Raw genomic sequence first — 19533 nt, forward strand, 5'->3', positions numbered from 1 at the left:
ATTAAAAGGATGCCTTTTCTTATTTCAGATCAATGCTAGTGACTTTTCCACTCTCTATATTGAAGGAAATAGATTTATCTTTTAATCCTTCTGTGTTAGAAAGCTTTTCAGCACTCCAATAATCAAGCAGATAACTTTCTTTTTTTACAGGGTCAAACAGTAAATATTTATCGACTGTTTTTGGTCCATTTTCGGTGTAAAACAGGATGTCATTTTTGAACCAACCAATAACTTTATAACCTGTAAGTTGATCACTTTTTGAAGAAAAATAGGCAAGTGTATCCATTTCAGATTTGACCAAAAGGTCATGTAGTTGAAGGCTATAGTTATCAAACTCTCCATTTTTTAGTTTCCGCTTCATTTGAAGACTGTCAGCCAACAGAAGCTGAGAAGAAAAACTTTTGTCTTTACTCAGAAGCTCAGAAGTTACTTTGAGTTTCTTCTTTATTATAACTTCTTTTTTCGTTTCTACTTTATCAGCAGTGTCTTGAAGATTACTGTCTTCTTGTTTTTCACTACTACATGAGATCAGTGAGAAAACAAGAAATCCTAATATATATTTTAGGGTATTCATCGATTTGTTCAGATTTAGTTTAGTATAGAAATTTCCCCCAAACTGTGTAACGAAAATTCAGCCGTAAATATACGAAGTCAATCGTATTTCAACTTCTAAAATAATGCGACTTCAAGGTTGTATTTGGAAAACAAGATGAGAGATAAGTATTATTTAGAGTTGAAAATGAGTTCCCGAACCTAAGTATTTATTTTCTTGATTCAATTTTAGAAATTCTAAGACCTCCAGTAAACTGAAGTCTTAGTTCATGCGACGTTTTATAAAACCCATATCTATATTTTTATTCTTCTTTCCTTTATTTATAGACCTTTTTGCACAAGATGTTGAGAAGGATTCTGTAAAGCTCTTTTCATATGGACGTATAGGAATTTCTGCTACAGATCAAGGACAATTAGGATTGCGTTTGAATCTTAATGGTTTAGGTCCTGTGGGAGGCCGACATGAAGAAGGTGATTATATAGAATTAGGAACAAGAGTCTATCTCAATCGACTGAAGCAGCGACTAGGAATGGATGTACTCTTTGTGATGCGTTTTGCAATGTTTTCTAGCCGAGGGGTAATGATTGGTAATGGATCAAACTGGGACCCAAATGATTTGGCGATCACATTGCCAGAAGTATATCTTCAGTTGAGAGCTAAAAATGGTTTAGTACTTTGGGTCGGATCAAGGTTTCACTATCCTCCGGGTTATTATTTGGAGTGGTTTGATCATTTTTTCTTCAATGAAAGAGGAGAGCAGGGTATTGGGATAGAATATAAAAGGTGGAAATGGATGATTTTGGCACAACAGCAATTGGATGATGCAGGTGTCACTCGATTACTTTATGATAATACAGGTGGTCTTTTGGGTAACCAAACCGATCGACAACGTTTGATGCTCATTGGAGAGTATAATTATCCTTTAGGAGAAAATCATCAGCTAGATATTAACGGAGAAGTTCATTTTCTTCCTAAAGACCCAAATGGTTTGCTACTACAGTCTGAAACTATTGCTGAGACAGACCCCGACGGAATTGTAGTTCCTGTACCTACAGAATGGGGTTTCGTGTTAGGAGCTGGTTTGAAATCTACTTTTAGAAGATTGGAGAATGGGCAAGAATCATACAATCAGTTAACTGCTCGATATGGATATGGAATCGCCAATGGTACAATTATAGGTACGTTTGCTCGTACGCATTTTACATATGGTGGTTTTGATGAAGATTTATCTTATGACGGCGCTTATGGATGGGCGTTGGTGAATAAGTTTGTGTGGAATACAGATGACCAGATTGGTTTACAGTTTTATCTACTTTATGAAAATGCAAAAGGGGGAGCTTCAGGAAATACGTTAACTGTGGAAGATGAGGAAGGGGAAATGGTAGTTTTCAATAATAAGAAAGAATCTTTTGTGGCGGGTAATCGCTTTACCTATTTTTTCACGGATAAATTTCACCTTCATTTTGATGTGAGTTATCAACAAAGACAGGAAGGTGATATGACACAGTTTGCACGTATGACTAAGTTTGCTGTTCAGCCTACTTTTATGTTGACAAAAAACAGAGATGTTCTTGGTATGCCACTCATCCGCTTTATCTATTCATTAGGTGTTTATAATGATTACGCGAGAGAAATCCAGTATTCTCAGTATTTGGAAGTAGATGGGAGTAATAGATTCGGTCACTATTTTGGGCTTAGAACAGAATGGTCATTCTAAACCTAAAAAAGAAGCCCATCGAAATAAATCCGATGAGCTCTAGACAATTGGTTTTATATTTTAGCTAAGCTTTAATACTTTCCTTTTCTTCTTCTTGAGGTCTTGTTTTCCAACGCTCATGAAGCCAAATCCATTGTTCAGGCTTTTGCTTGATAAAGTGAACTTGAGAATCTGAAATACGTTGCGTATTATCAATCAAGTCTTTTTCTTTATCACCAGTTTGAACAGCATATACTGGGTCGCCAACTACAATAGCATGGCTTAAATCTTCATTTCTTGTAATGCTAATTGGAAATACAGGAGCTCCAGTTTTAGCGGCAAGAATAGTAGCCCCAATAGGTGTAGAAGCTTGTGTACCCATGAAGTCTACAAACACATTTTTTACTTTCTGAGTATCTTGGTCAACCAGAAGAATTGATAATTCCTTAGATAAGATACCATTCAGTAAATGTTTGAAAGCAGAAGCACTTCTGGTCACATATTTCTGTCCTTGATGCGATCTGTTTTGAATAAGTAATTCGTTCAAACGCTCATCTTTTAGAGGAGCACCTACAACTGTTACACCTTTCTCGATTAGACCAGCATAAGCATTTACAAGTTCAAAGCAACCGTGGTGTGCACAAAGGCCAATAACACCACTGCCTTCTAACTGAACCTTCGTTATTTTTTCCCAACCTGTTACGGTTACGATATCATTGAAATCTTTAAATGTATTCAAAAGAGGTAGACGGAATGTTTCAATGGCATTCATCCCTAGGTGTCTCCAACTTTCTTTTGCGATCCATTTCTTCTCTGAGTCAGACTTAGTATCACCATAGGCGATATCAAGATTTTTTAGCGTTTTTAAACGCTCGCTTTTCATAAGCTTATAGGCAAGCACCCCTAAACGTCCGCCTGTGCGGAGTAGAGGTTTTCTAGGCATTTTTTGAAGAACTTTTACGCCTCCTTTCACAAATGCATAGAGTAAGTCATATTTCAACTTTTTCAATCCCTTCTTTTTTCCCATCTCAAAAATACCTTAGCCTTTAGTGAAGATTAAAGAGTAATCTTGCGAGTAAACAAATGATTGCATAATATTAATAATTAATATAAAAGAATTCTGTTAATAACGGAACTTTATTCACCAATTATTGTGATTACTAGCTTTCTTGGACCTGCAAAGTCACGATGTTCACACAAATAGATGCCTTGCCATGTTCCTAACAGAAATTGACCATTGGCTACGGGAATGTTAACACTACTACCTAGAAGCGAAGATTTGATGTGCGCAGGCATATCATCAGGCCCCTCATAAGTGTGTTTGTAATAAGGTGCATTTTCGGGAATCATGACATTGAAATGACTTTCAAAGTCTTCTCGAACAGTGGGATCTGCATTTTCATTGATAGTCAATGAAGCAGAAGTATGAAGAATAAATACTTGAGCAGTACCAGCTTTAATCTTAGATAGTTCTGGTATAGCGTTTTCTATTTCTGATGTGATCAAGTGAAACCCTCTTGAATATGCTCTTAATCGGATTTGTTTTTGGATAACCATTTCGAAAAAAAATAAATGAAATAGATTAATGTGAACACCTCTTTAGACTATTGAGAATGTTATCATGACGAAAGACTCTTTGATTAAGCTAAAAAAAGAGTTTTAAAGTGGTAAAAGCTGATCATTAAGTCTTTCTGTTTGCAAAAATACAGATACTTCAACGACACAACAAGTAAATAATGAGTAGAGAAGAAGAGCAAAAACATTTATTAAAAACGAGTAATTTGATTGCTAAGGATTTTGGCGAAATAGGAGAGGAATTAGAGGTGCAATATGATCTTCAGCAATGGTTGAGTAAGAGAATAAATTATATGTTACGCTTTGAGTTTGATCAATTGATGAATGCCCTTTATCGAATTGATGTTGACGAACAGAAAGTAAAAGAAGCTATAGCGAGTGATGCTCCTGCGGATGAGCTGGCAAAACTGGTTTTGGAACGTCAGTGGCAAAAAGTAATCATGTGGGGAAAGTATGAAAGTTAAAAAAGCAAAGGCTCCGTATAACAGAGCCTCTGCCACTAAGGTAAAGTGATGTAATCTTTATGCATGCGAAATAAGTTGTACTCATTTGCTATTCAAAGAGACAGTACATGCTTGTAATTGGTTGTAAGTGTGTTGATAAAAACTTTTAACTGTATAAGAACATTTGAATGAGCATATAGGTAATAGCTCCTCCAAAGTAGCCTGCAAGGGCTAGCCAACTGACTTTTTTGATATACCAACCAAAGCCAATTTTTTCCATTCCCATAGCAGCTACACCTGCAGCAGAGCCGATAATTAGTGCACTACCACCAGTTCCAGCACAATAAGCAATAAACTCCCAAAGCCAATGGTTTGTAGGGAAAACAGCAAGGTCGTACATCCCAATAGCGGCAGCAACAAGAGGCACGTTGTCCACAACGGCAGAAAGTAGCCCTAGTATAAGACCAATAGCATATATATTACCAATGGTCTCATCCATATAAGTAGCCAAATCTTTTAGAATTCCTGTCGCTTGAAGACTTGAGATAGCTACCAAAATTCCGAAGAAGAAAAGCACACCTGCGACATCTACTTTTTTGATAGTGTATATTACTGAGAGTTTTCCTTTAAGTTCAGGGTCTTTATGCTTATGCATAATCTCAGTGATGAGCCACATTACTCCTAATCCAAGTAAAATACCCATAAAAGGAGGTAGGCCAGTTAGTGTTTTGAATATTGGAACAAATAGTAGTGCAGAGATTCCTAGAATCAAGACTGTCAGTTGTTCATTTCTTTTTATCAATTGATATGGAGAAAAAGGGACATTTCCGAAGCCTAAAGCTCCACCTTGTGTTGATGTATTTCCGAGAGTAGTAGTAGCAATTGCTACAGGAATAATAAGACAGACAAGACTTGGAAGAATGAGTTTTACAATGATGTTTACCGTAGTAACCTGTCCTCCAATCCAAAGCATGGTTGTTGTAACGTCTCCAATTGGAGACCATGCACCTCCTGCATTGGCGGCTATTACGACTACTGAAATAAAGAAAATACGTATTTCTCGTTTTGGTATAAGTTTTCGGAGTACCGAAATCATGACAATAGTAGTAGTCAGATTATCTAGTGCAGCAGAAAGAAAAAAGGTAGCTAAGCTGATTGTCCAGAGTAAGGTAGACTGTTTAGAAGTCGAAATTCTGCCTGTAATTAAGTCGAAGCCATGATGAACATCAATTAGTTCGACAATAGTCATTGCGCCAAGAAGGAAGAATAATACCCCAGATATTTCCCCCAAATATTCGTAGAGTTCATGAGTAACTACATGATGATCTTTAGGACTTAAACAGATATAAGCAGTCCAACAGAGTACACCAATGATAAGAGCGGGGGCAGATTTGTCGATATGAATGTTGTGTTCCATAGCAATTAGCAAGTAGCCAATCACAAAAGTGAGTATGATAATGGTAATCATAGGCAGAGGTCAAGTTAGGTTGAATGTAGCTGGTAGCTAAAATACCCCCAAATTTAAGCAGAGCTTTCAAATAGAAACACAAGGGGCTTTAAGAGAACTTACAGATGTAGGATGTGATAGTGTAATGAATGTATTTGAGAATTCTAGTTTACTGTAAAGAGCTTAACATAGTGTGTAGATTTTTAACGAATTATACCATAACGAAGAGCTAGAGAAGACTGTTGTTAAAGCAGTATCAAACAACTTCAAATCGGTTATCATGAAAAAATCATTATCCTTAGCATTCTTTTCAGTACTTTTCATCAGTTTCTTTACTTCAAATGCACAAAAAAGTGTTTCCAAAGAGATGGAAAATGTGAAAGTTATTTTCTTAGATGTTAATGAAACACTCCTAGATTTAGAAAGTATGAAGGCATCAGTGTCTGAGGCTTTGAATGGGCGTGAAGACTTAATGACGCTTTGGTTTTCAAAAATGCTACATTATTCTCTGGTCTCGGTGAGTATTGATAGATATGAAGATTTTGGAAAAATTGGGGTAGCTTCTTTGATGATGGTAGCCCAAAATAATGGCATAGAATTAACTGAAGAACAAGCCAAAGAGGCAATCATACCACCTTTACTTTCTTTGCCAGCACATCCAGATGTTGTAGACGGACTAAGAAAATTGAAAGCAAAAGGATATAAACTCGTGACATTTACAAACTCGTCTTATAAAGGTGTCGCTACTCAGTTGAGAAATGCAAACTTAGAAGATTTAATCGAAAAGCAATTGAGTACAGAATCTGTGAGGAGTTATAAACCTTTCTTAGAGACCTATCAATGGGCTTTGGATAGTATGAATCTTCAGCCTAATCAAGTACTAATGGCTGCAGCTCATGGATGGGATGTGGCAGGGGCAAAGGAAGCAGGAATGAAAACAGCATTTATTGCTAGACCGGGAAAGGCTCTTTATCCTTTAGTAGTAAAACCAGATTTTGTAGTAAAAGATTTTTTAGAGTTGGCAGAAAAAATGCCCTCAGTTGGTAAATAAAGTCTATTTTTTAAAGAAAAGCTACTTTGGAAAAAATAGAACAACTCATCTCTTAAACAGAGATGAGTTGATCCTAGATTATATATCTAGCTTTGATTGGTCTTTAATGCCTCTATAATTACCATCTAATAGAAAGTGTATGTTTAAATTATTTTACTGATATTCGATGGTATATTTTTTTACAACCTTTTTTAGTCTTTTAAATATTATGGCAGATATAAGTATTGTTACTCCAGGGATTGGGCTTATATTTTGGACGCTTCTACTATTCTTTTCATTACCCATTACTATTCTGTGGATATATGTTATTGTTGATATCCTCCGATCAAATCATTTTGATTCCAATACAAGATTGATGTGGATAATTATTGCTGTATTTGTTCCCGTTATGGGATCAATATTATATCTCATAATGGGAAAAGATAAATCTAGAAGTGGAATGTAATGCTTCCTTTTTAGGAGTACTAGAAAAGGAATTTAGGTATAGAGAAATGGAGTTTGAGCAATTAGAAACAGAGCGACTGTATTTACGGAAGTTGACGGATGAGCTTTATGAACAGATTTTGAAGAATTCATCGGATGAAGAGATTATGCGAGAATTGAATTTGGATGCTGGCGAAGTTTCAAAAGAAAAGACTAAGGCAATAAAAGGCTTTTCGACTTTCAATAAGTCATTGTTAATCTTTCAGTTGCTTGAGAAAAGTACTCATAAGATTATAGGCTGGTGTGGTTTTCATACTTGGTATCTAGATCATGATCGTGCAGAAATTGGTTACACTTTAAAGGATGAACAAGCGAAAAGAAAAGGATATATGAGCGAAGCGATTTCAGCGGTAGTAAAATATGGTTTTGAAGAGATGAAGCTCAAACGTATTGAAGCATTTATTGAACCTAATAATATTCCATCTATCAAATTGGTGCAAGGCTTAGGCTTTCAGAAGGAAGGGCATTTACGAAACCATTATCAGAAAAATGGTAAACTTGAGGATTCTGTAATCTATGGATTACTTTTAGAGGAGTATCATTTATCTGAAAAAAAAATGAGATAGCACTTTCTGTAAGTTGAGCTATCTAAAATATAAAGTAGAAACCCCATTCTTAACTTGCTTTTAGCGAAGATAAGGATGGGGTACTTTTTATTATTCTATATTTGAAGGTCACTTTTTTTAGAAAAGCATTTCAAGTAAATCTAATAAAGGAGGCATAATGTAAGGAGTAATAATAGCTGTACAAACACCACAAAGTCCTAGTGCTAATCCTCCGTATGCGGCATGCGTTTTACCAAGTTGAGCAGCTTGAGCAGTACCAATTCCGTGGGCAGCAGCTCCCATAGCTAAACCAATAGCTTTTGGTGATTTGATACCTACAGCTTTCAATATCGGGATTCCGATAATGCTACCACCAATTCCTACAATGACAACAATAACTGCTGTAAGGGCAGGGATTCCACCAACAGTATCAGAAATACTCATGGCGATCGGAGTTGTTACAGATTTTGGAGCTAAAGACAAAAGTACATCTTTTGACGCCCCTAATGCATAGGCAACTACAACTCCTGAAATCACACCAACCAAAGAACCAATGACTACGGCTGTGATGATAGATTTTTTCTCTTTCTTGATTTCTTCAATTTGCATATAAAGTGGTAAGCCCAAAGCAACCACGGCAGGACCAAGAAAGCCACTGATATATTTTCCGCCAGCTTCATAATCTGAATATTCTAAACCCAATCCACTTAGTACAAGAATAATCGTAGCAATACTTATCAGTACAGGGTGAAAAAGGAAAAAGTTGTTTGTTCTAATGTATAATTGTTGTGAAGCGAAATAGACCACACAAGTTAGTGTGATCGCAAAGAGTTCACTGTGTATAATTTCATTCATCGTCTTTGCTCTTGTCGAGTTTTTGTTGTGTAAATCCGACTACAATTAATACAACTACAGTACTAATCAGACACGAACCCAAGATTGTTACGAGTTCAGATTTTAGGGTTTGAAAATGGAGCATAAGTGCAACACCCGGAGGAATAAACAAGAATGCCATGTGCGTGGTCAGCAAATTTGCAATTCCTTTAATCTGATCTACTTTAACTATTTTAAAATGAAGTAAAGCGGTAAGCATTACCATTCCGATGATACTACCCGGTACAGGAATATGCAAAAGGTAGGAAATCGTGTTTCCTAAGAGTAGTAATCCAAATATGATTGCCAGACTTAAAATCATAACTATAGAAATTATGAAATACAAAAGGGAAGCTGATACAGATTGTATGCGAGCTTCCCACTATATTTTGATTCAAAGATTAACCTAATACAATATTCTTGTTGTCTTTTCCTTTTTGGAAATCAAGAATGTTTTGAAGCGTTACTTTAGAAATCTCATCTAGGGCCTCTCTTGTAAAGAATGCTTGGTGAGAAGTAATCAATACGTTCGGGAAAGATAATAGACGAGAGATTTTATCGTCTGTAATTACTTTTTCAGACAAGTTGTGGAAGAATAGACCTTCCTCTTGTTCGTATACATCAATACCTAAAGAACCTAATTTTCCACTTTTCAATGCGTCAATAGCATCCATAGTATCGATAAGACCACCACGACTGGTATTGATTAGCATAGCTCCATCTTTCATTAAGTTTAAGGTGTACTTATTGATCATGTGTGCCGTTTCAGGTAGAAGTGGTGTATTTAAGGATACAATATCAGAGCTGCTTAATAACTCTGTAAGGTCAGTATATTTGATGCCTTGCTTCTTTAGTTCTTCATTCGGATAAAGGTCGTAGGCTAAAACCTTACAGCCGAAACCTAACATAAGATTACAGAAGATTGCTCCAATTTTACCTGTACCAATAACTCCGATCGTTTTTCCATACAAGTTGAAACCTGTCAAACGCTCAAGTGAGAAGTTTCCTTCACGAACACGGTTATAAGCCTTATGCGTTTTTCTATTCAATGTTAGGATAAGAGCAACGGCATGTTCAGCAACCGCATGTGGAGAATAAGCAGGGACACGGAAAACTTTTATGCCATGTTGTTTTGTAGCATCCAAATCTACATTGTTGAAGCCTGCACATCGCATTGCAATCATCTTCACACCTAACTGAGCAAGGTTTTCGATAATAGGTCTGCCTAAGTCATCATTTACGAATGCACATACAGCATCACATCCTTTAGCGTATACAACGGTTTCCTCAGTAAGTTTTACTTTGAAGTATCTGAATTCAAATCCGTACTCCTCATTAAACTTGTTGAACCATTCTTTGTCATAGGACTTATACGAGAAAAAGGCAATCTTCATCTTATCAATATGTTAAGTGTGTAAAAGAGGAATCCGCATACGAGAATACCTCACAAATAGAATAGGTTTGTGTAAATGAAAGTTCAAAATAAGTAAAAAAGGAGATGGTTTTATAGTAGTCGGTTGTAATTAAATGTTAATAATTTTAACACTCAAAATCAAACATTTAAGTGTATTTAATACAGCTAGCACGCATGTTTTAGTCATTTTTTAGATTCATAAGAGAGTAGATTGACTTATTCAGATTGGAGAAATTATACATAATTTTTTTAGCCTAGCTAACGGTGTCTAGCAACGGTAAAATGTACACCTGTATAAGATGCTCATCTGTTAATAATTGAAAGTGATTTGAGCTATAGTAGGGCATTCAAGGTTAAGTTCTCAGAAACAGCGTAGTAGCAAAAAGAAAAGTACAAAAATTTTAGGGTGGGGATTTGAATATTAAGAAAATGTTTCTACCTTTGTGATCCCAAATCTCGGGAAACTCTGTTCATAATTTGAAATGAACAAAAGTCCCATTTGAACAATACCGTAATAAAATACAGCATTTTTAGTTCGTCTTAGTTGCGTGTGTAGCAGGATGGAGGCTTGTGTCCGAGAGGGAGAGTATATTAATTGATTTGCATTATCAACTTAAGCGGTGACGACTGCTTTTAAATATATTTTCGGTTATGTTACAGCCAAAAAGAACAAAGTTTAGAAAACAGCAGAAGGGCAGAGTGAAGGGGATGGCTCAGAGAGGTCATAGACTTTCATTCGGTAGCTTCGGTATCAAATCCCTAGAAGCTGGTTGGATTACTTCAAGACAGATTGAGGCTGCACGTATCGCTGTAACTAGAGCGATGAAAAGGGAGGGTCAATTGTGGATCCGTATTTTCCCAGACAAGCCTATTACAAGTAAGCCTGCCGAAGTAAGGATGGGTAAAGGTAAAGGTGCGCCTTCATATTGGGTAGCAACAGTGAAGCCAGGAACAATTCTTTTCGAATCTGACGGTGTGTCAGAGGAGATCGCAAGAGAATCATTGAGATTGGCAGAGCAAAAGCTTCCAATGAGAACAAAGTTTGTGGTTAGACCAGATTATGTAGGGTAAATAATCATGAAGACAAAAGAACTGAAAGATCAAGTAAAGGGACTATCAGTAGAAGAGTTAGTAGCTCGTCTAGCTGATGCTGAGAAGAATTTAGAAAATTTGAAATTCGCTCATGCGGTAAGTCCAATCGAAAATCCTTTGCAAATCAGAACTGAGCGTAGAACAATCGCTCTTCTGAAAACAGAGTTGCATGCGAAAGTGACTGAGATTGTAAAAGAACAACTTAAAGCGGAAAACGTAACGTTGGAAACTGCACGTGAGTTCTTGGCAAAAAACAGTTTTGCAGCACCAGTTAACTTGGCAATGGTGAAGAAACTGATTTCTCAAATCAACTAAGCGCTTAGCACAAGATTATGGAAAGAAATTTCAGAAAGCAAAGAATTGGTGTAGTTGTAAGTAACAAGATGGATGCATCTATTACTGTAGCAGTAGAGACTAAGAAAAAGCACCCTATCTACGGTAAATTTACTAAACAAACTACAAAGTTTATGGCTCACGACGAGAAGAACGATTGTAACATTGGAGACACTGTTCGCATCATGGAGACTCGTCCATTGAGTAAACGTAAAAGATGGAGACTGGTAGAGATTCTTGAAAGAGCAAAATAATTTTTGCATTCAACTACTACCAGAATAAAACAAGGTTTTAAAATCCGAAAAGGATACAACAATGATACAACAGGAATCAAGACTTAACGTAGCGGATAATTCAGGCGCAAAAGAAGTGCTTTGTATTCGTGTACTGGGCGGTACTGGTAAAAGATACGCTTCTGTAGGCGATAAAATTGTTGTTACTGTTAAATCTGCCCTTTCTTCAGGTAATGTAAAGAAGGGTACAGTATCAAAAGCTGTAGTTGTAAGAACAAAAAAAGAAATCCGTAGAAAAGACGGTTCTTACATTCGTTTCGAAGACAACGCAGCAGTGCTTCTTAACCCGCAAGATGAGCCAAGAGGAACTCGTATCTTCGGCCCTGTAGCGAGAGAATTACGTGAGAAGCAGTTTATGAAGATTGTTTCACTTGCACCAGAGGTATTATAATCATGAGAAAGAAATTTCATATCAAAACTGGCGACAAAGTTGAAGTAATCGCTGGTAATCACAAAGGTCAACAAGGAACAGTGAAAGCTATCCTTGCTAAAAATGACCGCGTGATCGTGGAAGGCGTGAACATGGTTACGAAGCACGTGAAGCCAACTGCCGAAAAGCCAGAAGGAGGCGTGAAAAAAGAAGAGGCAGGCATCCATATTTCTAACGTAATGTTAGTAGATCCTAAATCTGGTGAAACTACTAGAACAGGTCGTAAAGCGGATGAGAATGGCAAGTTGAAGAGATATTCTAAGAAATCAGATCAATTCATCGACTAATGGCAACTCCAAGACTTCAGAAAAAATATAACGAAGAAATCGCTCCTGCTCTTAAGGAACGTTTCCAATACAAGTCAGCAATGCAAGTGCCTAAGGTCACTAAAATCGTGATCAACAGAGGTATCGGTGAAGCGGTAGCTGACAAGAAGCTAGTGGATATCGGTGTAGAAGAGCTTACGCTTATCGCAGGTCAAAAAGCTGTTCCTACTTACTCTAAGAAAGCAATCTCTAACTTTAAGTTGAGAGAAAATATGCCGATCGGAGCGAGAGTGACACTAAGAAGAGACAATATGTACGAATTCTTAGATCGTCTTATCTCAATCTCTCTTCCTCGTGAAAGAGACTTCCAAGGTGTGAACACTAAATTGGATGGTAGAGGTAACTATACTTTGGGTATCAAAGAGCAAATCATCTTCCCAGAGATCTCTATCGACAAAGTGAAGAAAGTAACTGGTATGGACATCACTATCGTTACTTCTGCAAACACTGACGAAGAGGCGTATGAGCTTCTAAAACAATTCGGAATGCCTTTCAAAAAATAATTAGAAATTTAGAATTATGGCAAGAGAATCGATAAAAGCGAGAGAGCGCAAAAGAGAAAGACTTGTAGCAAAATACGCTGACAAAAGAAAGCAGCTAAAAGAAGCAGGTGATTATGTAGGCCTGGACAAGTTGCCTAAAAACTCTTCACCAGTGAGATTGCACAACCGTTGTAAGCTAACAGGAAGACCAAAAGGTTATATCCGTAAGTTCGGTATCTCAAGGGTGACATTCAGAGAAATGGCTTCTGCTGGTAAAATCCCTGGCGTAACGAAAGCTAGCTGGTAAGATTTTAAGGAGTTTTTAAGAAGAATTAAAGCCTACCCATAAGGGAGGAACTAAAATATTTGAGCAATGACAGATCCTATTGCAGATTACCTGACAAGATTGAGAAACGCTATTCGTGCAAACCGCAGAGTAGTGGATATCCCTGCTTCAAACTTGAAGAAGCAGATCACTAAGGTGCTTCACGACAAAGGATTCATCCAAGGTTACAAATTCGAGGATGGCGTGAACACACAAGGTAACATCAAGATCGCTCTTAAGTACAATGCAGTGACTAAACAACCAGCGATGATTTCTCTAGAAAGAGTATCTCGTCCAGGTTTGAGAAAGTACGCTAAAGCGTCTGAAATGCCACGCGTATTGAACGGTTTGGGTGTTGCTATTTTGTCTACTTCGAGAGGAGTTGTTACAGACAAAGAAGCACGTGAATTAAACGTAGGTGGCGAAGTTCTTTGCTACGTATACTAAGAGGAAATATTCACACGAATAGAAATAATAGATAGCAATGTCAAGAATTGGTAAAAAGCCTGTAGCCGTACCTGCTGGTGTAGAAGTGAAAATTTCTGCAGAGCATGTGCTTGAAGTGAAAGGCCCAAAAGGAACGCTAACTCAGCAAATCGATAAAGATATCGAAGTAGAAATTGCTGAAGGTGAAGTAGTCTTGAAAAGACCTACAGAGCAAAAGCGCCATAAAGCAATGCACGGTCTTTACCGCGCGTTGATCCAAAATATGGTTGTTGGTGTTAGCGAAGGTTACAAAAAAGAATTAGAATTAGTCGGTGTTGGTTTCAAAGCGGCTAATCAAGGAAATATCCTAGACCTAGACTTAGGTTACTCTCATAAGATTATCTTTGAGGTACCTTCAGAAGTTAAGGTAGCAACTGAGACTGCAAAAGGTAAAGCACCTCGCGTAATCTTGGAAAGTGCTGATAAGCAACTTATCGGACAAGTGGCTGCCAAGCTTAAGTCTCTTCGTAAAGTTGAGCCTTATAAAGGTAAGGGTGTTATGTTTGTTGGTGAGTATATTAGAAGAAAAGCTGGTAAAGCAGCTGGTAAATAATAAATACCATGGCTAATAAAGTTAATAAAAGACTGAAAATAAAAAGAAGAATCAGAGGAAGACTCTCTGGTACTGCTGAGAGACCAAGACTCTCTGTTTTCAAAAGTAATACAGCCATCACTGCTCAGCTAATCGATGATGAAAAAGGTCACACTATGTTGACTGTTTCTTCTAGAGAAATCAATGCGGAGGCTAAATCAGCAAACATTGCATTGGCTACTGAAGTAGGTAAGAAAGTTGCTGAGAAAGCTACAGCTGCAGGTGTTTCAGCTGTTGTTTTTGACCGTAACGGCTACTTGTACCACGGTAAAGTAAAAGCCTTGGCTGACGGAGCAAGAGAAGCTGGTTTGAAATTCTAAAAAAATTACAAGTAATGAAGAACAACATCATTCAACGTGTAAAATCAACCGACCTCGAGCTTACGGAAAATGTAGTTGCTATCAAAAGAGTAGCTAAAGTAGTAAAAGGTGGTAGAAGATTCTCTTTCTCTGCGATCGTTGTGGTTGGTAATGGTGATGGTATTGTAGGTCACGGTTTGGGTAAAGCAAACGAGGTGACTGACGCTATCGCGAAAGGAATCGATGAGGCGAAGAAAAACCTAATCAAAGTTCCTGTATTCAAAGGTACTCTACCTCATGCCCAAAAGGGTAAATTTGGTGGTGGACGTGTATTGATCAAGCCAGCATCTCAAGGTACAGGAGTTATCGCCGGTGGTGCGATGCGTGCTGTATTGGAAGCTGCAGGTATTCACGACGTATTAGCAAAGTCTCAAGGGTCATCTAACCCTCACAATGTGGTTAAAGCAACTATCGATGCACTGACTCTTTTAAGAGATCCTAAGATGGTAGCTGCACAAAGAGGAGTATCTTTGAGTAAAGTTTTTAACGGTTAATCAAGCAGTTTCAAATGGCAAAGATCAAAATCACTCAAATCAAGAGTACAATTAAAAGACCTGAAAATCAGAAGCGTACTCTTGTTGCACTTGGCCTTGGCCGTATCGGAAAGAGCGTAGAAAAAGAAACTACGCCTCAGATCAATGGCATGGTAGCGAAGGTGCAACACTTGGTTAAAGTTGAAGAGTTATAATATCTTTTGTACTTTTGCACATCCGCAATAGTACGATGTAGATGTTTGCATACTATAATCAGCATCTTAATTATGAAATTACATACATTACGTCCAGCAGCGGGAGCTGTAAGAAACAATAAAAGGGTTGGTCGTGGACAAGGGTCCGGAAAAGGTGGTACGGCTGCTAAAGGACATAAAGGAGCTCAATCAAGATCAGGTTACTCACGTAAACTAGGTTTTGAAGGTGGTCAAATGCCTCTTTACAGACGTGTACCTAAATTTGGATTTAAAAACCCAAATAGAGTAGCTTACACTCCTGTGAACTTAGACACGCTACAGAAGATTGCGGAATCTAAAGGGATTACTTCTTTTGGTCCTGCTGAATTCGTTCAATTAGGATTTGCTTCTAAGAACGAAAAAGTAAAGGTACTTGGAAGAGGTGAGCTCGCTACAGGAATCGAAGTTTCAGCACACGCTTTCTCTGCTTCAGCTTTAGAATCAATTGAAAAAGCAGGCGGGAAGGCTCAGACACTGTAAGAGCTATGAAATTTTTCACAACACTAAAGAACATCTTTTCAATCAAGGAACTCAGGGATAAGATTATTTATACCCTGGGCTTCTTGGCAATTTTTAGGCTAGGTTCGTTTATTGTTTTACCTGGTGTAGACACAGAAAGCTTGACAAGTCAGTCAGGTGGATTTTTGGGATTCTTAGATGTATTCCTAGGTGGGGCATTTAACCGTGCTTCTATCTTTGCCTTGGGTATCATGCCATACATCTCTGCTTCCATTGTGATCCAGCTGCTTTCTATGGCTATTCCTTATTTTCAGAGATTGCAAAAAGAAGGGGAGTCTGGAAGAAAGAAAATCAACCAGATTACTCGTGTTTTGACAATCCTAATCACATTTGGTCAGGGTACAGGATATTTGATGTCTACTATCCCGTCTGAAGCGATTATGGTTGAGCAAAGCTTCTTTATTGCTTCATCTTTGATTATTCTCACTGCAGGTACGGTGTTCTGCATGTGGCTAGGTGAAAAAATTACCGACAAAGGAATTGGTAACGGTATCTCTATGCTTATCATGGTAGGTATTATTGCCAGTTTACCAGGTGCAATCGTAGAAGAATTTGCCGCTAAGGGATCTCGCGGTTTCCTTATCCTATTTATCGAATTACTAGCATTCTTCATCGTAGTGATGGGAGTGGTATTGCTGTCTACAGCAGTACGTAAAGTGCCTATTCAGTATGCACGTCAGGTAGTAGGAGCTGGTGGTAAGAAAAAGACTTTGAACACAGGTCAACGTTCTTACTTACCATTGAAGGTTAACGCAGCAAACGTGATGCCTATCATTTTTGCTCAATCTCTTATGTTCGTTCCACCACTAATTGCAGGGGTGTGGCAAGAAGATTCAGATACTGCTAGAACTATTTACTATGCATTCTCTGACTTCACGAGCTGGCAATACAACCTAACGTTTGCCCTACTTATTATCCTTTTCACATTCTTCTACACAGCTATTACGATCAATCCACAGCAAATCTCTGAGGACCTTAGACGTAACAACGCATTTATCCCAGGTGTAAAACCAGGTGAGCCAACAGCTGATTTTATTGCAACAGTAGTGGATCGTATTACGATGCCTTCTGCAATTTATCTAGCTGTTATTGCTATTTTACCTGCGTTTGCAGCTTTGATGGGCGTGTCTCAAGGTTTCGCTAGATTCTTTGGTGGTACATCATTGATCATTATGGTTGGAGTAGTGTTGGATACATTACAACAAATTGAATCGTATTTGTTGATGCAACACTATGAAGGTATGATGAAGTCAGGTAATGTCAAAGGTAGACAAAACGTGGCTACAATGGCCTAATATTGCCTAATGGTATACTATAAAACAGATAGTGAAATTGAGCTTATGCGACAGAGTGCTGACCTTTTAGGTCGTACGCACGGTGAAGTTGCTAAGCATATCAAAGAAGGAGTGAGTCTTAGCCACCTTGATAAAATCGCTGAAGATTTTATCAAGGATCATGGGGCCACTCCTTCTTTCCTGAATTATAATGGTTTTCCTGCATCCCTTTGTATGTCTCTCAACGATGTAGTTGTACACGGAATTCCGAATGATTACGAGTTGAAAGATGGAGATGTCATTTCCATCGACTGTGGGGTTTACTTAAATGAATATCATTCTGATAGTGCATTTACTTATCCTGTAGGGAATGTAGCACCGGATGTGATGCAATTACTAAAAGTTACCAAAGATTCTCTTTATCTTGGTATCGAACAAGTAAAGGCAAACAACCGAATTGGTGATGTAAGTTTTGCAATTCAGGAATACGCTGAAAAACATGGATACTCTGTAGTAAGAGAGTTGGTAGGCCATGGATTAGGACGCAGTCTTCATGAAGAACCTGAAGTTCCTAATTATGGTAAACGAGGGCGAGGAATTAAATTCAAAAATGGTTTAGTAATCGCCATCGAGCCAATGATCAATATGGGGACACGTAATGTTGTTCAGGATAATGACGGTTGGACAATCCGTACTCGTGATTCGAAACCATCAGCTCATTATGAGCACACGGTGGCTTTCCATAATGACAAGGCAGAAGTCTTAACCACATTTAAGTATATAGAAGAAGTATTTAAATTCTGATATGCCAAAACAGTCGAATATTGTTCAGGACGGAACAATTGTAGAAGCACTTTCAAATGCTATGTTCCGTGTCGAGTTGCAGAATGGGCACCAAGTCATTGCCCATATTTCTGGTAAGATGCGTATGCACTACATTCGTATTCTTCCTGGAGATAAAGTAAAATTGGAGATGTCTCCTTATGACTTGACTAAAGGAAGAATTGTATACAGATACAAATAAGACTGAATGCTTAACATTCATTAAAGCTGTATCGGGAACAATTTAGCTCTATTTTGTTTTCTTTTGCGGGAACTTTATAGAACTATTCCTATGGTGATCAGGAATTTAAGGTTCGTATTCAGTATTTTCAACGTATATACAAATGAAAGTTAAAGCTTCAATTAAGAAGAGAAGTTCTGATGATAAGATCATCAGACGTAAAGGTAAGCTTTACGTGATTAACAAAAAGAATCCTCGTCATAAGCAAAGACAAGGATAATTAATCACTTTAGCCGAACAGAAGAAAATTAGTAATAAAGTTCAAATTATCTAGTTAAGACAAAATGGCACGTATTTCAGGTGTTGATATTCCAGATAATAAGAGAGGAATCATTTCTCTTACTTATATCTTCGGAATTGGAAGACCATCTGCTGCAGTGATCTTGGAGAAAGCAGGAGTAGATGCAGATAAGCAGGTGAAAGATTGGACTGATGAAGAGGCTCAAAGCATCAGGGAAATCATCACAAACGATTTCAAAACTGAAGGTGAGTTGAAATCAGAGATCCAATTGAACATCAAGCGTTTGATGGACATTGGTTGTTACAGAGGTTTGCGTCACAGAAAAGGATTACCTTTGAGAGGACAAAGAACTAAAAACAACTCTCGTACTCGTAAAGGTAAGAGAAAAACTGTAGCAGGTAAGAAGAAGTAATCATTAGTTGTTTGCGAAATAGCCTAAACTAATTCGCAAGCAGATATTGACTCAAAAAAATTATTTGAGAATGGCTCAAAAAAGAAAAGAAAAAGCGAAAAAGAGAGTTGTTCGCGTTGATCAAGTAGGTGAAGTACACATCAAAGCTTCTTTCAACAACATCATCATCTCTATTACTAACAAGGACGGACAAGTTATCTCTTGGTCGACTGCTGGTAAAATGGGCTTCAGAGGTTCTAAAAAGAACACTCCTTACGCAGCTCAGCAAGCAGCTTCTGATTGTGCAAAAGTTGCACATGAGTTAGGTATGAGAAAAGCAGAGGTTTTCGTAAAAGGACCTGGTTCTGGTAGAGAATCTGCTATCCGTACAATCCAAAACTCAGGAATCGAAGTTACAGCGATCAGAGACGTGACGCCACTTCCACACAATGGATGTCGTCCTCCAAAAAGAAGAAGAGTCTGATATGACTTTTCATGGGATGTTGTTGATATAGTTGGC

At 37.8% G+C, this 19533-nt stretch carries 31 protein-coding genes; 24 read left to right on the top strand and 7 right to left on the bottom strand.

The genetic code is table 11. The annotated features are described in order from the left end of the window. Positions 1 to 19: 19 nt before the first annotated feature. On the bottom strand, positions 20 to 574 hold the full coding sequence (locus BC781_RS20185; RefSeq protein ID WP_109621285.1) for a hypothetical protein: 555 nt from the start codon (positions 572 to 574) through the stop codon (positions 20 to 22). A gap of 247 nt (positions 575 to 821) precedes the next feature. Here BC781_RS20185 and BC781_RS20190 point away from each other — a divergent pair, with 247 nt between their 5' ends. Beyond that, a complete protein-coding gene (locus tag BC781_RS20190) occupies positions 822 to 2270 on the top strand; it encodes a carbohydrate porin (protein WP_109621288.1) in 1449 nt (482 codons plus the stop codon). Between the two features lie 64 nt (positions 2271 to 2334). Here the strand turns inward: BC781_RS20190 and BC781_RS20195 are convergent, their stop codons facing one another. Both BC781_RS20195 and BC781_RS20200 read right to left on the bottom strand, forming a co-directional pair. Further along, the gene (locus BC781_RS20195) at positions 2335 to 3276 is read right to left on the bottom strand and encodes a lysophospholipid acyltransferase family protein (RefSeq protein ID WP_109621290.1); all 942 of its coding nucleotides are present in this window, start codon (positions 3274 to 3276) and stop codon (positions 2335 to 2337) included. 110 nt (positions 3277 to 3386) lie between these two features. Then, the gene (locus BC781_RS20200; RefSeq protein ID WP_109621293.1) at positions 3387 to 3806 is read right to left on the bottom strand and encodes a secondary thiamine-phosphate synthase enzyme YjbQ; all 420 of its coding nucleotides are present in this window, start codon (positions 3804 to 3806) and stop codon (positions 3387 to 3389) included. A 179-nt stretch (positions 3807 to 3985) separates the two neighbouring features. Between BC781_RS20200 and BC781_RS20205 the strand changes: the two genes are divergently transcribed. Further along, complete coding sequence (locus BC781_RS20205) at positions 3986 to 4288, top strand: hypothetical protein (RefSeq protein ID WP_109621295.1); 303 nt, start codon at positions 3986 to 3988, stop codon at positions 4286 to 4288. Between the two features lie 145 nt (positions 4289 to 4433). On the opposite strand, the gene nhaD is transcribed toward BC781_RS20205, so the two are convergent. Next, the gene (gene nhaD / locus BC781_RS20210) at positions 4434 to 5735 is read right to left on the bottom strand and encodes a sodium:proton antiporter NhaD (protein ID WP_109621297.1); all 1302 of its coding nucleotides are present in this window, start codon (positions 5733 to 5735) and stop codon (positions 4434 to 4436) included. A gap of 259 nt (positions 5736 to 5994) precedes the next feature. Between nhaD and BC781_RS20215 the strand changes: the two genes are divergently transcribed. The 3 genes from BC781_RS20215 (at position 5995) to BC781_RS20225 (ending at position 7814) form a co-directional block, all read left to right on the top strand. Further along, entirely contained in the window at positions 5995 to 6765 is a 771-nt protein-coding gene (locus BC781_RS20215) for a haloacid dehalogenase type II (RefSeq protein ID WP_211323898.1), read from the top strand. Between the two features lie 208 nt (positions 6766 to 6973). Further along, entirely contained in the window at positions 6974 to 7210 is a 237-nt protein-coding gene (locus BC781_RS25885; protein WP_158281538.1) for a PLDc N-terminal domain-containing protein, read from the top strand. 46 nt (positions 7211 to 7256) lie between these two features. Then, a complete protein-coding gene (locus tag BC781_RS20225) occupies positions 7257 to 7814 on the top strand; it encodes a GNAT family N-acetyltransferase (RefSeq protein WP_109621452.1) in 558 nt (185 codons plus the stop codon). 117 nt (positions 7815 to 7931) lie between these two features. Here BC781_RS20225 and BC781_RS20230 read toward each other — a convergent pair whose 3' ends face one another. The 3 genes from BC781_RS20230 to BC781_RS20240 all read right to left on the bottom strand — a co-directional run bounded on the left by BC781_RS20230 (position 7932) and on the right by BC781_RS20240 (position 10060). Next, on the bottom strand, positions 7932 to 8648 hold the full coding sequence (locus BC781_RS20230) for an LrgB family protein (RefSeq protein WP_109621301.1): 717 nt from the start codon (positions 8646 to 8648) through the stop codon (positions 7932 to 7934). Then, a complete protein-coding gene (locus tag BC781_RS20235; RefSeq protein ID WP_109621303.1) occupies positions 8641 to 8988 on the bottom strand; it encodes a CidA/LrgA family protein in 348 nt (115 codons plus the stop codon). Before BC781_RS20235 ends, BC781_RS20230 begins: the two co-directional genes overlap by 8 nt. Positions 8989 to 9067: 79 nt before the next feature. Then, on the bottom strand, positions 9068 to 10060 hold the full coding sequence (locus BC781_RS20240) for a 2-hydroxyacid dehydrogenase (RefSeq protein ID WP_109621305.1): 993 nt from the start codon (positions 10058 to 10060) through the stop codon (positions 9068 to 9070). Between the two features lie 671 nt (positions 10061 to 10731). Here BC781_RS20240 and rplP point away from each other — a divergent pair. The 19 genes from rplP to rpsK all read left to right on the top strand — a co-directional run bounded on the left by rplP (position 10732) and on the right by rpsK (position 19497). Beyond that, positions 10732 to 11151 (top strand): 50S ribosomal protein L16, encoded by a 420-nt coding sequence (gene rplP / locus BC781_RS20245; protein WP_109621307.1) that lies wholly within the window; start codon positions 10732 to 10734, stop codon positions 11149 to 11151. A gap of 6 nt (positions 11152 to 11157) precedes the next feature. After that, entirely contained in the window at positions 11158 to 11487 is a 330-nt protein-coding gene (rpmC, locus tag BC781_RS25830) for a 50S ribosomal protein L29 (RefSeq protein ID WP_211323900.1), read from the top strand. A 17-nt stretch (positions 11488 to 11504) separates the two neighbouring features. Then, positions 11505 to 11759, top strand: coding sequence for a 30S ribosomal protein S17 (rpsQ, locus tag BC781_RS20255; RefSeq protein WP_109621309.1), 255 nt, complete (start codon positions 11505 to 11507; stop codon positions 11757 to 11759). A 61-nt stretch (positions 11760 to 11820) separates the two neighbouring features. Beyond that, positions 11821 to 12189, top strand: a complete 369-nt coding sequence (gene rplN, locus BC781_RS20260) for a 50S ribosomal protein L14 (protein ID WP_109621311.1) — start codon at positions 11821 to 11823, stop codon at positions 12187 to 12189. A gap of 2 nt (positions 12190 to 12191) precedes the next feature. Then, positions 12192 to 12515, top strand: coding sequence for a 50S ribosomal protein L24 (gene rplX, locus BC781_RS20265; protein ID WP_109621313.1), 324 nt, complete (start codon positions 12192 to 12194; stop codon positions 12513 to 12515). Next, the gene (gene rplE / locus BC781_RS20270) at positions 12515 to 13057 is read left to right on the top strand and encodes a 50S ribosomal protein L5 (protein ID WP_109621315.1); all 543 of its coding nucleotides are present in this window, start codon (positions 12515 to 12517) and stop codon (positions 13055 to 13057) included. Before rplX ends, rplE begins: the two co-directional genes overlap by 1 nt. Before the next feature lie 16 nt (positions 13058 to 13073). After that, complete coding sequence (rpsN, locus tag BC781_RS20275; RefSeq protein WP_109621317.1) at positions 13074 to 13343, top strand: 30S ribosomal protein S14; 270 nt, start codon at positions 13074 to 13076, stop codon at positions 13341 to 13343. Positions 13344 to 13409: 66 nt separating this feature from the next. After that, a complete protein-coding gene (gene rpsH, locus BC781_RS20280; RefSeq protein WP_109621318.1) occupies positions 13410 to 13808 on the top strand; it encodes a 30S ribosomal protein S8 in 399 nt (132 codons plus the stop codon). Positions 13809 to 13845: 37 nt separating this feature from the next. Beyond that, a complete protein-coding gene (rplF, locus tag BC781_RS20285; RefSeq protein WP_109621320.1) occupies positions 13846 to 14400 on the top strand; it encodes a 50S ribosomal protein L6 in 555 nt (184 codons plus the stop codon). A gap of 8 nt (positions 14401 to 14408) precedes the next feature. Then, positions 14409 to 14759, top strand: coding sequence for a 50S ribosomal protein L18 (gene rplR, locus BC781_RS20290; protein WP_109621322.1), 351 nt, complete (start codon positions 14409 to 14411; stop codon positions 14757 to 14759). Between the two features lie 14 nt (positions 14760 to 14773). Then, complete coding sequence (gene rpsE / locus BC781_RS20295) at positions 14774 to 15292, top strand: 30S ribosomal protein S5 (protein ID WP_109621324.1); 519 nt, start codon at positions 14774 to 14776, stop codon at positions 15290 to 15292. A 14-nt stretch (positions 15293 to 15306) separates the two neighbouring features. Next, on the top strand, positions 15307 to 15486 hold the full coding sequence (gene rpmD / locus BC781_RS20300) for a 50S ribosomal protein L30 (protein WP_109621326.1): 180 nt from the start codon (positions 15307 to 15309) through the stop codon (positions 15484 to 15486). A 72-nt stretch (positions 15487 to 15558) separates the two neighbouring features. Continuing rightward, positions 15559 to 16005, top strand: a complete 447-nt coding sequence (gene rplO, locus BC781_RS20305) for a 50S ribosomal protein L15 (RefSeq protein WP_109621328.1) — start codon at positions 15559 to 15561, stop codon at positions 16003 to 16005. 5 nt (positions 16006 to 16010) lie between these two features. After that, the gene (gene secY / locus BC781_RS20310) at positions 16011 to 17339 is read left to right on the top strand and encodes a preprotein translocase subunit SecY (protein ID WP_109621330.1); all 1329 of its coding nucleotides are present in this window, start codon (positions 16011 to 16013) and stop codon (positions 17337 to 17339) included. A gap of 9 nt (positions 17340 to 17348) precedes the next feature. Continuing rightward, a complete protein-coding gene (map, locus tag BC781_RS20315; RefSeq protein WP_109621332.1) occupies positions 17349 to 18122 on the top strand; it encodes a type I methionyl aminopeptidase in 774 nt (257 codons plus the stop codon). Between the two features lies 1 nt (position 18123). Continuing rightward, positions 18124 to 18342, top strand: a complete 219-nt coding sequence (infA, locus tag BC781_RS20320; protein WP_109621334.1) for a translation initiation factor IF-1 — start codon at positions 18124 to 18126, stop codon at positions 18340 to 18342. Positions 18343 to 18484: 142 nt separating this feature from the next. Then, complete coding sequence (gene rpmJ, locus BC781_RS20325; protein WP_109621336.1) at positions 18485 to 18601, top strand: 50S ribosomal protein L36; 117 nt, start codon at positions 18485 to 18487, stop codon at positions 18599 to 18601. Positions 18602 to 18665: 64 nt separating this feature from the next. Continuing rightward, positions 18666 to 19034 carry a 30S ribosomal protein S13 gene (gene rpsM / locus BC781_RS20330; protein ID WP_109621338.1) on the top strand — a complete coding sequence of 123 codons (369 nt, stop codon included), beginning with the start codon at positions 18666 to 18668 and terminating at the stop codon, positions 19032 to 19034. 70 nt (positions 19035 to 19104) lie between these two features. Next, complete coding sequence (gene rpsK, locus BC781_RS20335) at positions 19105 to 19497, top strand: 30S ribosomal protein S11 (protein ID WP_109621340.1); 393 nt, start codon at positions 19105 to 19107, stop codon at positions 19495 to 19497. Positions 19498 to 19533: the final 36 nt, after the last annotated feature.

This window comes from Sediminitomix flava, assembly GCF_003149185.1.
GTDB lineage: Bacteria > Bacteroidota > Bacteroidia > Cytophagales > Flammeovirgaceae > Sediminitomix > Sediminitomix flava.

Coding starts and splice junctions, on each gene's coding strand:
- rpmD (WP_109621326.1), top strand. CDS start 15,307: ATGGCAAAGATCAAAATCACTCAAATCAAGAGTACAATTAAAAGACCT.
- BC781_RS25885 (WP_158281538.1), top strand. CDS start 6,974: ATGGCAGATATAAGTATTGTTACTCCAGGGATTGGGCTTATATTTTGG.
- secY (WP_109621330.1), top strand. CDS start 16,011: ATGAAATTTTTCACAACACTAAAGAACATCTTTTCAATCAAGGAACTC.
- rplP (WP_109621307.1), top strand. CDS start 10,732: ATGTTACAGCCAAAAAGAACAAAGTTTAGAAAACAGCAGAAGGGCAGA.
- rplF (WP_109621320.1), top strand. CDS start 13,846: ATGTCAAGAATTGGTAAAAAGCCTGTAGCCGTACCTGCTGGTGTAGAA.
- rplR (WP_109621322.1), top strand. CDS start 14,409: ATGGCTAATAAAGTTAATAAAAGACTGAAAATAAAAAGAAGAATCAGA.
- rpsQ (WP_109621309.1), top strand. CDS start 11,505: ATGGAAAGAAATTTCAGAAAGCAAAGAATTGGTGTAGTTGTAAGTAAC.
- rpsM (WP_109621338.1), top strand. CDS start 18,666: ATGGCACGTATTTCAGGTGTTGATATTCCAGATAATAAGAGAGGAATC.
- BC781_RS20230 (WP_109621301.1), bottom strand. CDS start 8,648: ATGAATGAAATTATACACAGTGAACTCTTTGCGATCACACTAACTTGT.
- BC781_RS20195 (WP_109621290.1), bottom strand. CDS start 3,276: ATGGGAAAAAAGAAGGGATTGAAAAAGTTGAAATATGACTTACTCTAT.
- rplX (WP_109621313.1), top strand. CDS start 12,192: ATGAGAAAGAAATTTCATATCAAAACTGGCGACAAAGTTGAAGTAATC.
- BC781_RS20225 (WP_109621452.1), top strand. CDS start 7,257: ATGGAGTTTGAGCAATTAGAAACAGAGCGACTGTATTTACGGAAGTTG.
- rplO (WP_109621328.1), top strand. CDS start 15,559: ATGAAATTACATACATTACGTCCAGCAGCGGGAGCTGTAAGAAACAAT.
- rplN (WP_109621311.1), top strand. CDS start 11,821: ATGATACAACAGGAATCAAGACTTAACGTAGCGGATAATTCAGGCGCA.
- rpsH (WP_109621318.1), top strand. CDS start 13,410: ATGACAGATCCTATTGCAGATTACCTGACAAGATTGAGAAACGCTATT.
- rpsK (WP_109621340.1), top strand. CDS start 19,105: ATGGCTCAAAAAAGAAAAGAAAAAGCGAAAAAGAGAGTTGTTCGCGTT.
- infA (WP_109621334.1), top strand. CDS start 18,124: ATGCCAAAACAGTCGAATATTGTTCAGGACGGAACAATTGTAGAAGCA.
- rpsN (WP_109621317.1), top strand. CDS start 13,074: ATGGCAAGAGAATCGATAAAAGCGAGAGAGCGCAAAAGAGAAAGACTT.
- rpsE (WP_109621324.1), top strand. CDS start 14,774: ATGAAGAACAACATCATTCAACGTGTAAAATCAACCGACCTCGAGCTT.
- BC781_RS20185 (WP_109621285.1), bottom strand. CDS start 574: ATGAATACCCTAAAATATATATTAGGATTTCTTGTTTTCTCACTGATC.
- rpmJ (WP_109621336.1), top strand. CDS start 18,485: ATGAAAGTTAAAGCTTCAATTAAGAAGAGAAGTTCTGATGATAAGATC.
- rpmC (WP_211323900.1), top strand. CDS start 11,158: ATGAAGACAAAAGAACTGAAAGATCAAGTAAAGGGACTATCAGTAGAA.
- BC781_RS20205 (WP_109621295.1), top strand. CDS start 3,986: ATGAGTAGAGAAGAAGAGCAAAAACATTTATTAAAAACGAGTAATTTG.
- BC781_RS20240 (WP_109621305.1), bottom strand. CDS start 10,060: ATGAAGATTGCCTTTTTCTCGTATAAGTCCTATGACAAAGAATGGTTC.
- BC781_RS20235 (WP_109621303.1), bottom strand. CDS start 8,988: ATGATTTTAAGTCTGGCAATCATATTTGGATTACTACTCTTAGGAAAC.
- BC781_RS20190 (WP_109621288.1), top strand. CDS start 822: ATGCGACGTTTTATAAAACCCATATCTATATTTTTATTCTTCTTTCCT.
- BC781_RS20215 (WP_211323898.1), top strand. CDS start 5,995: ATGAAAAAATCATTATCCTTAGCATTCTTTTCAGTACTTTTCATCAGT.
- nhaD (WP_109621297.1), bottom strand. CDS start 5,735: ATGATTACCATTATCATACTCACTTTTGTGATTGGCTACTTGCTAATT.
- BC781_RS20200 (WP_109621293.1), bottom strand. CDS start 3,806: ATGGTTATCCAAAAACAAATCCGATTAAGAGCATATTCAAGAGGGTTT.
- rplE (WP_109621315.1), top strand. CDS start 12,515: ATGGCAACTCCAAGACTTCAGAAAAAATATAACGAAGAAATCGCTCCT.
- map (WP_109621332.1), top strand. CDS start 17,349: ATGGTATACTATAAAACAGATAGTGAAATTGAGCTTATGCGACAGAGT.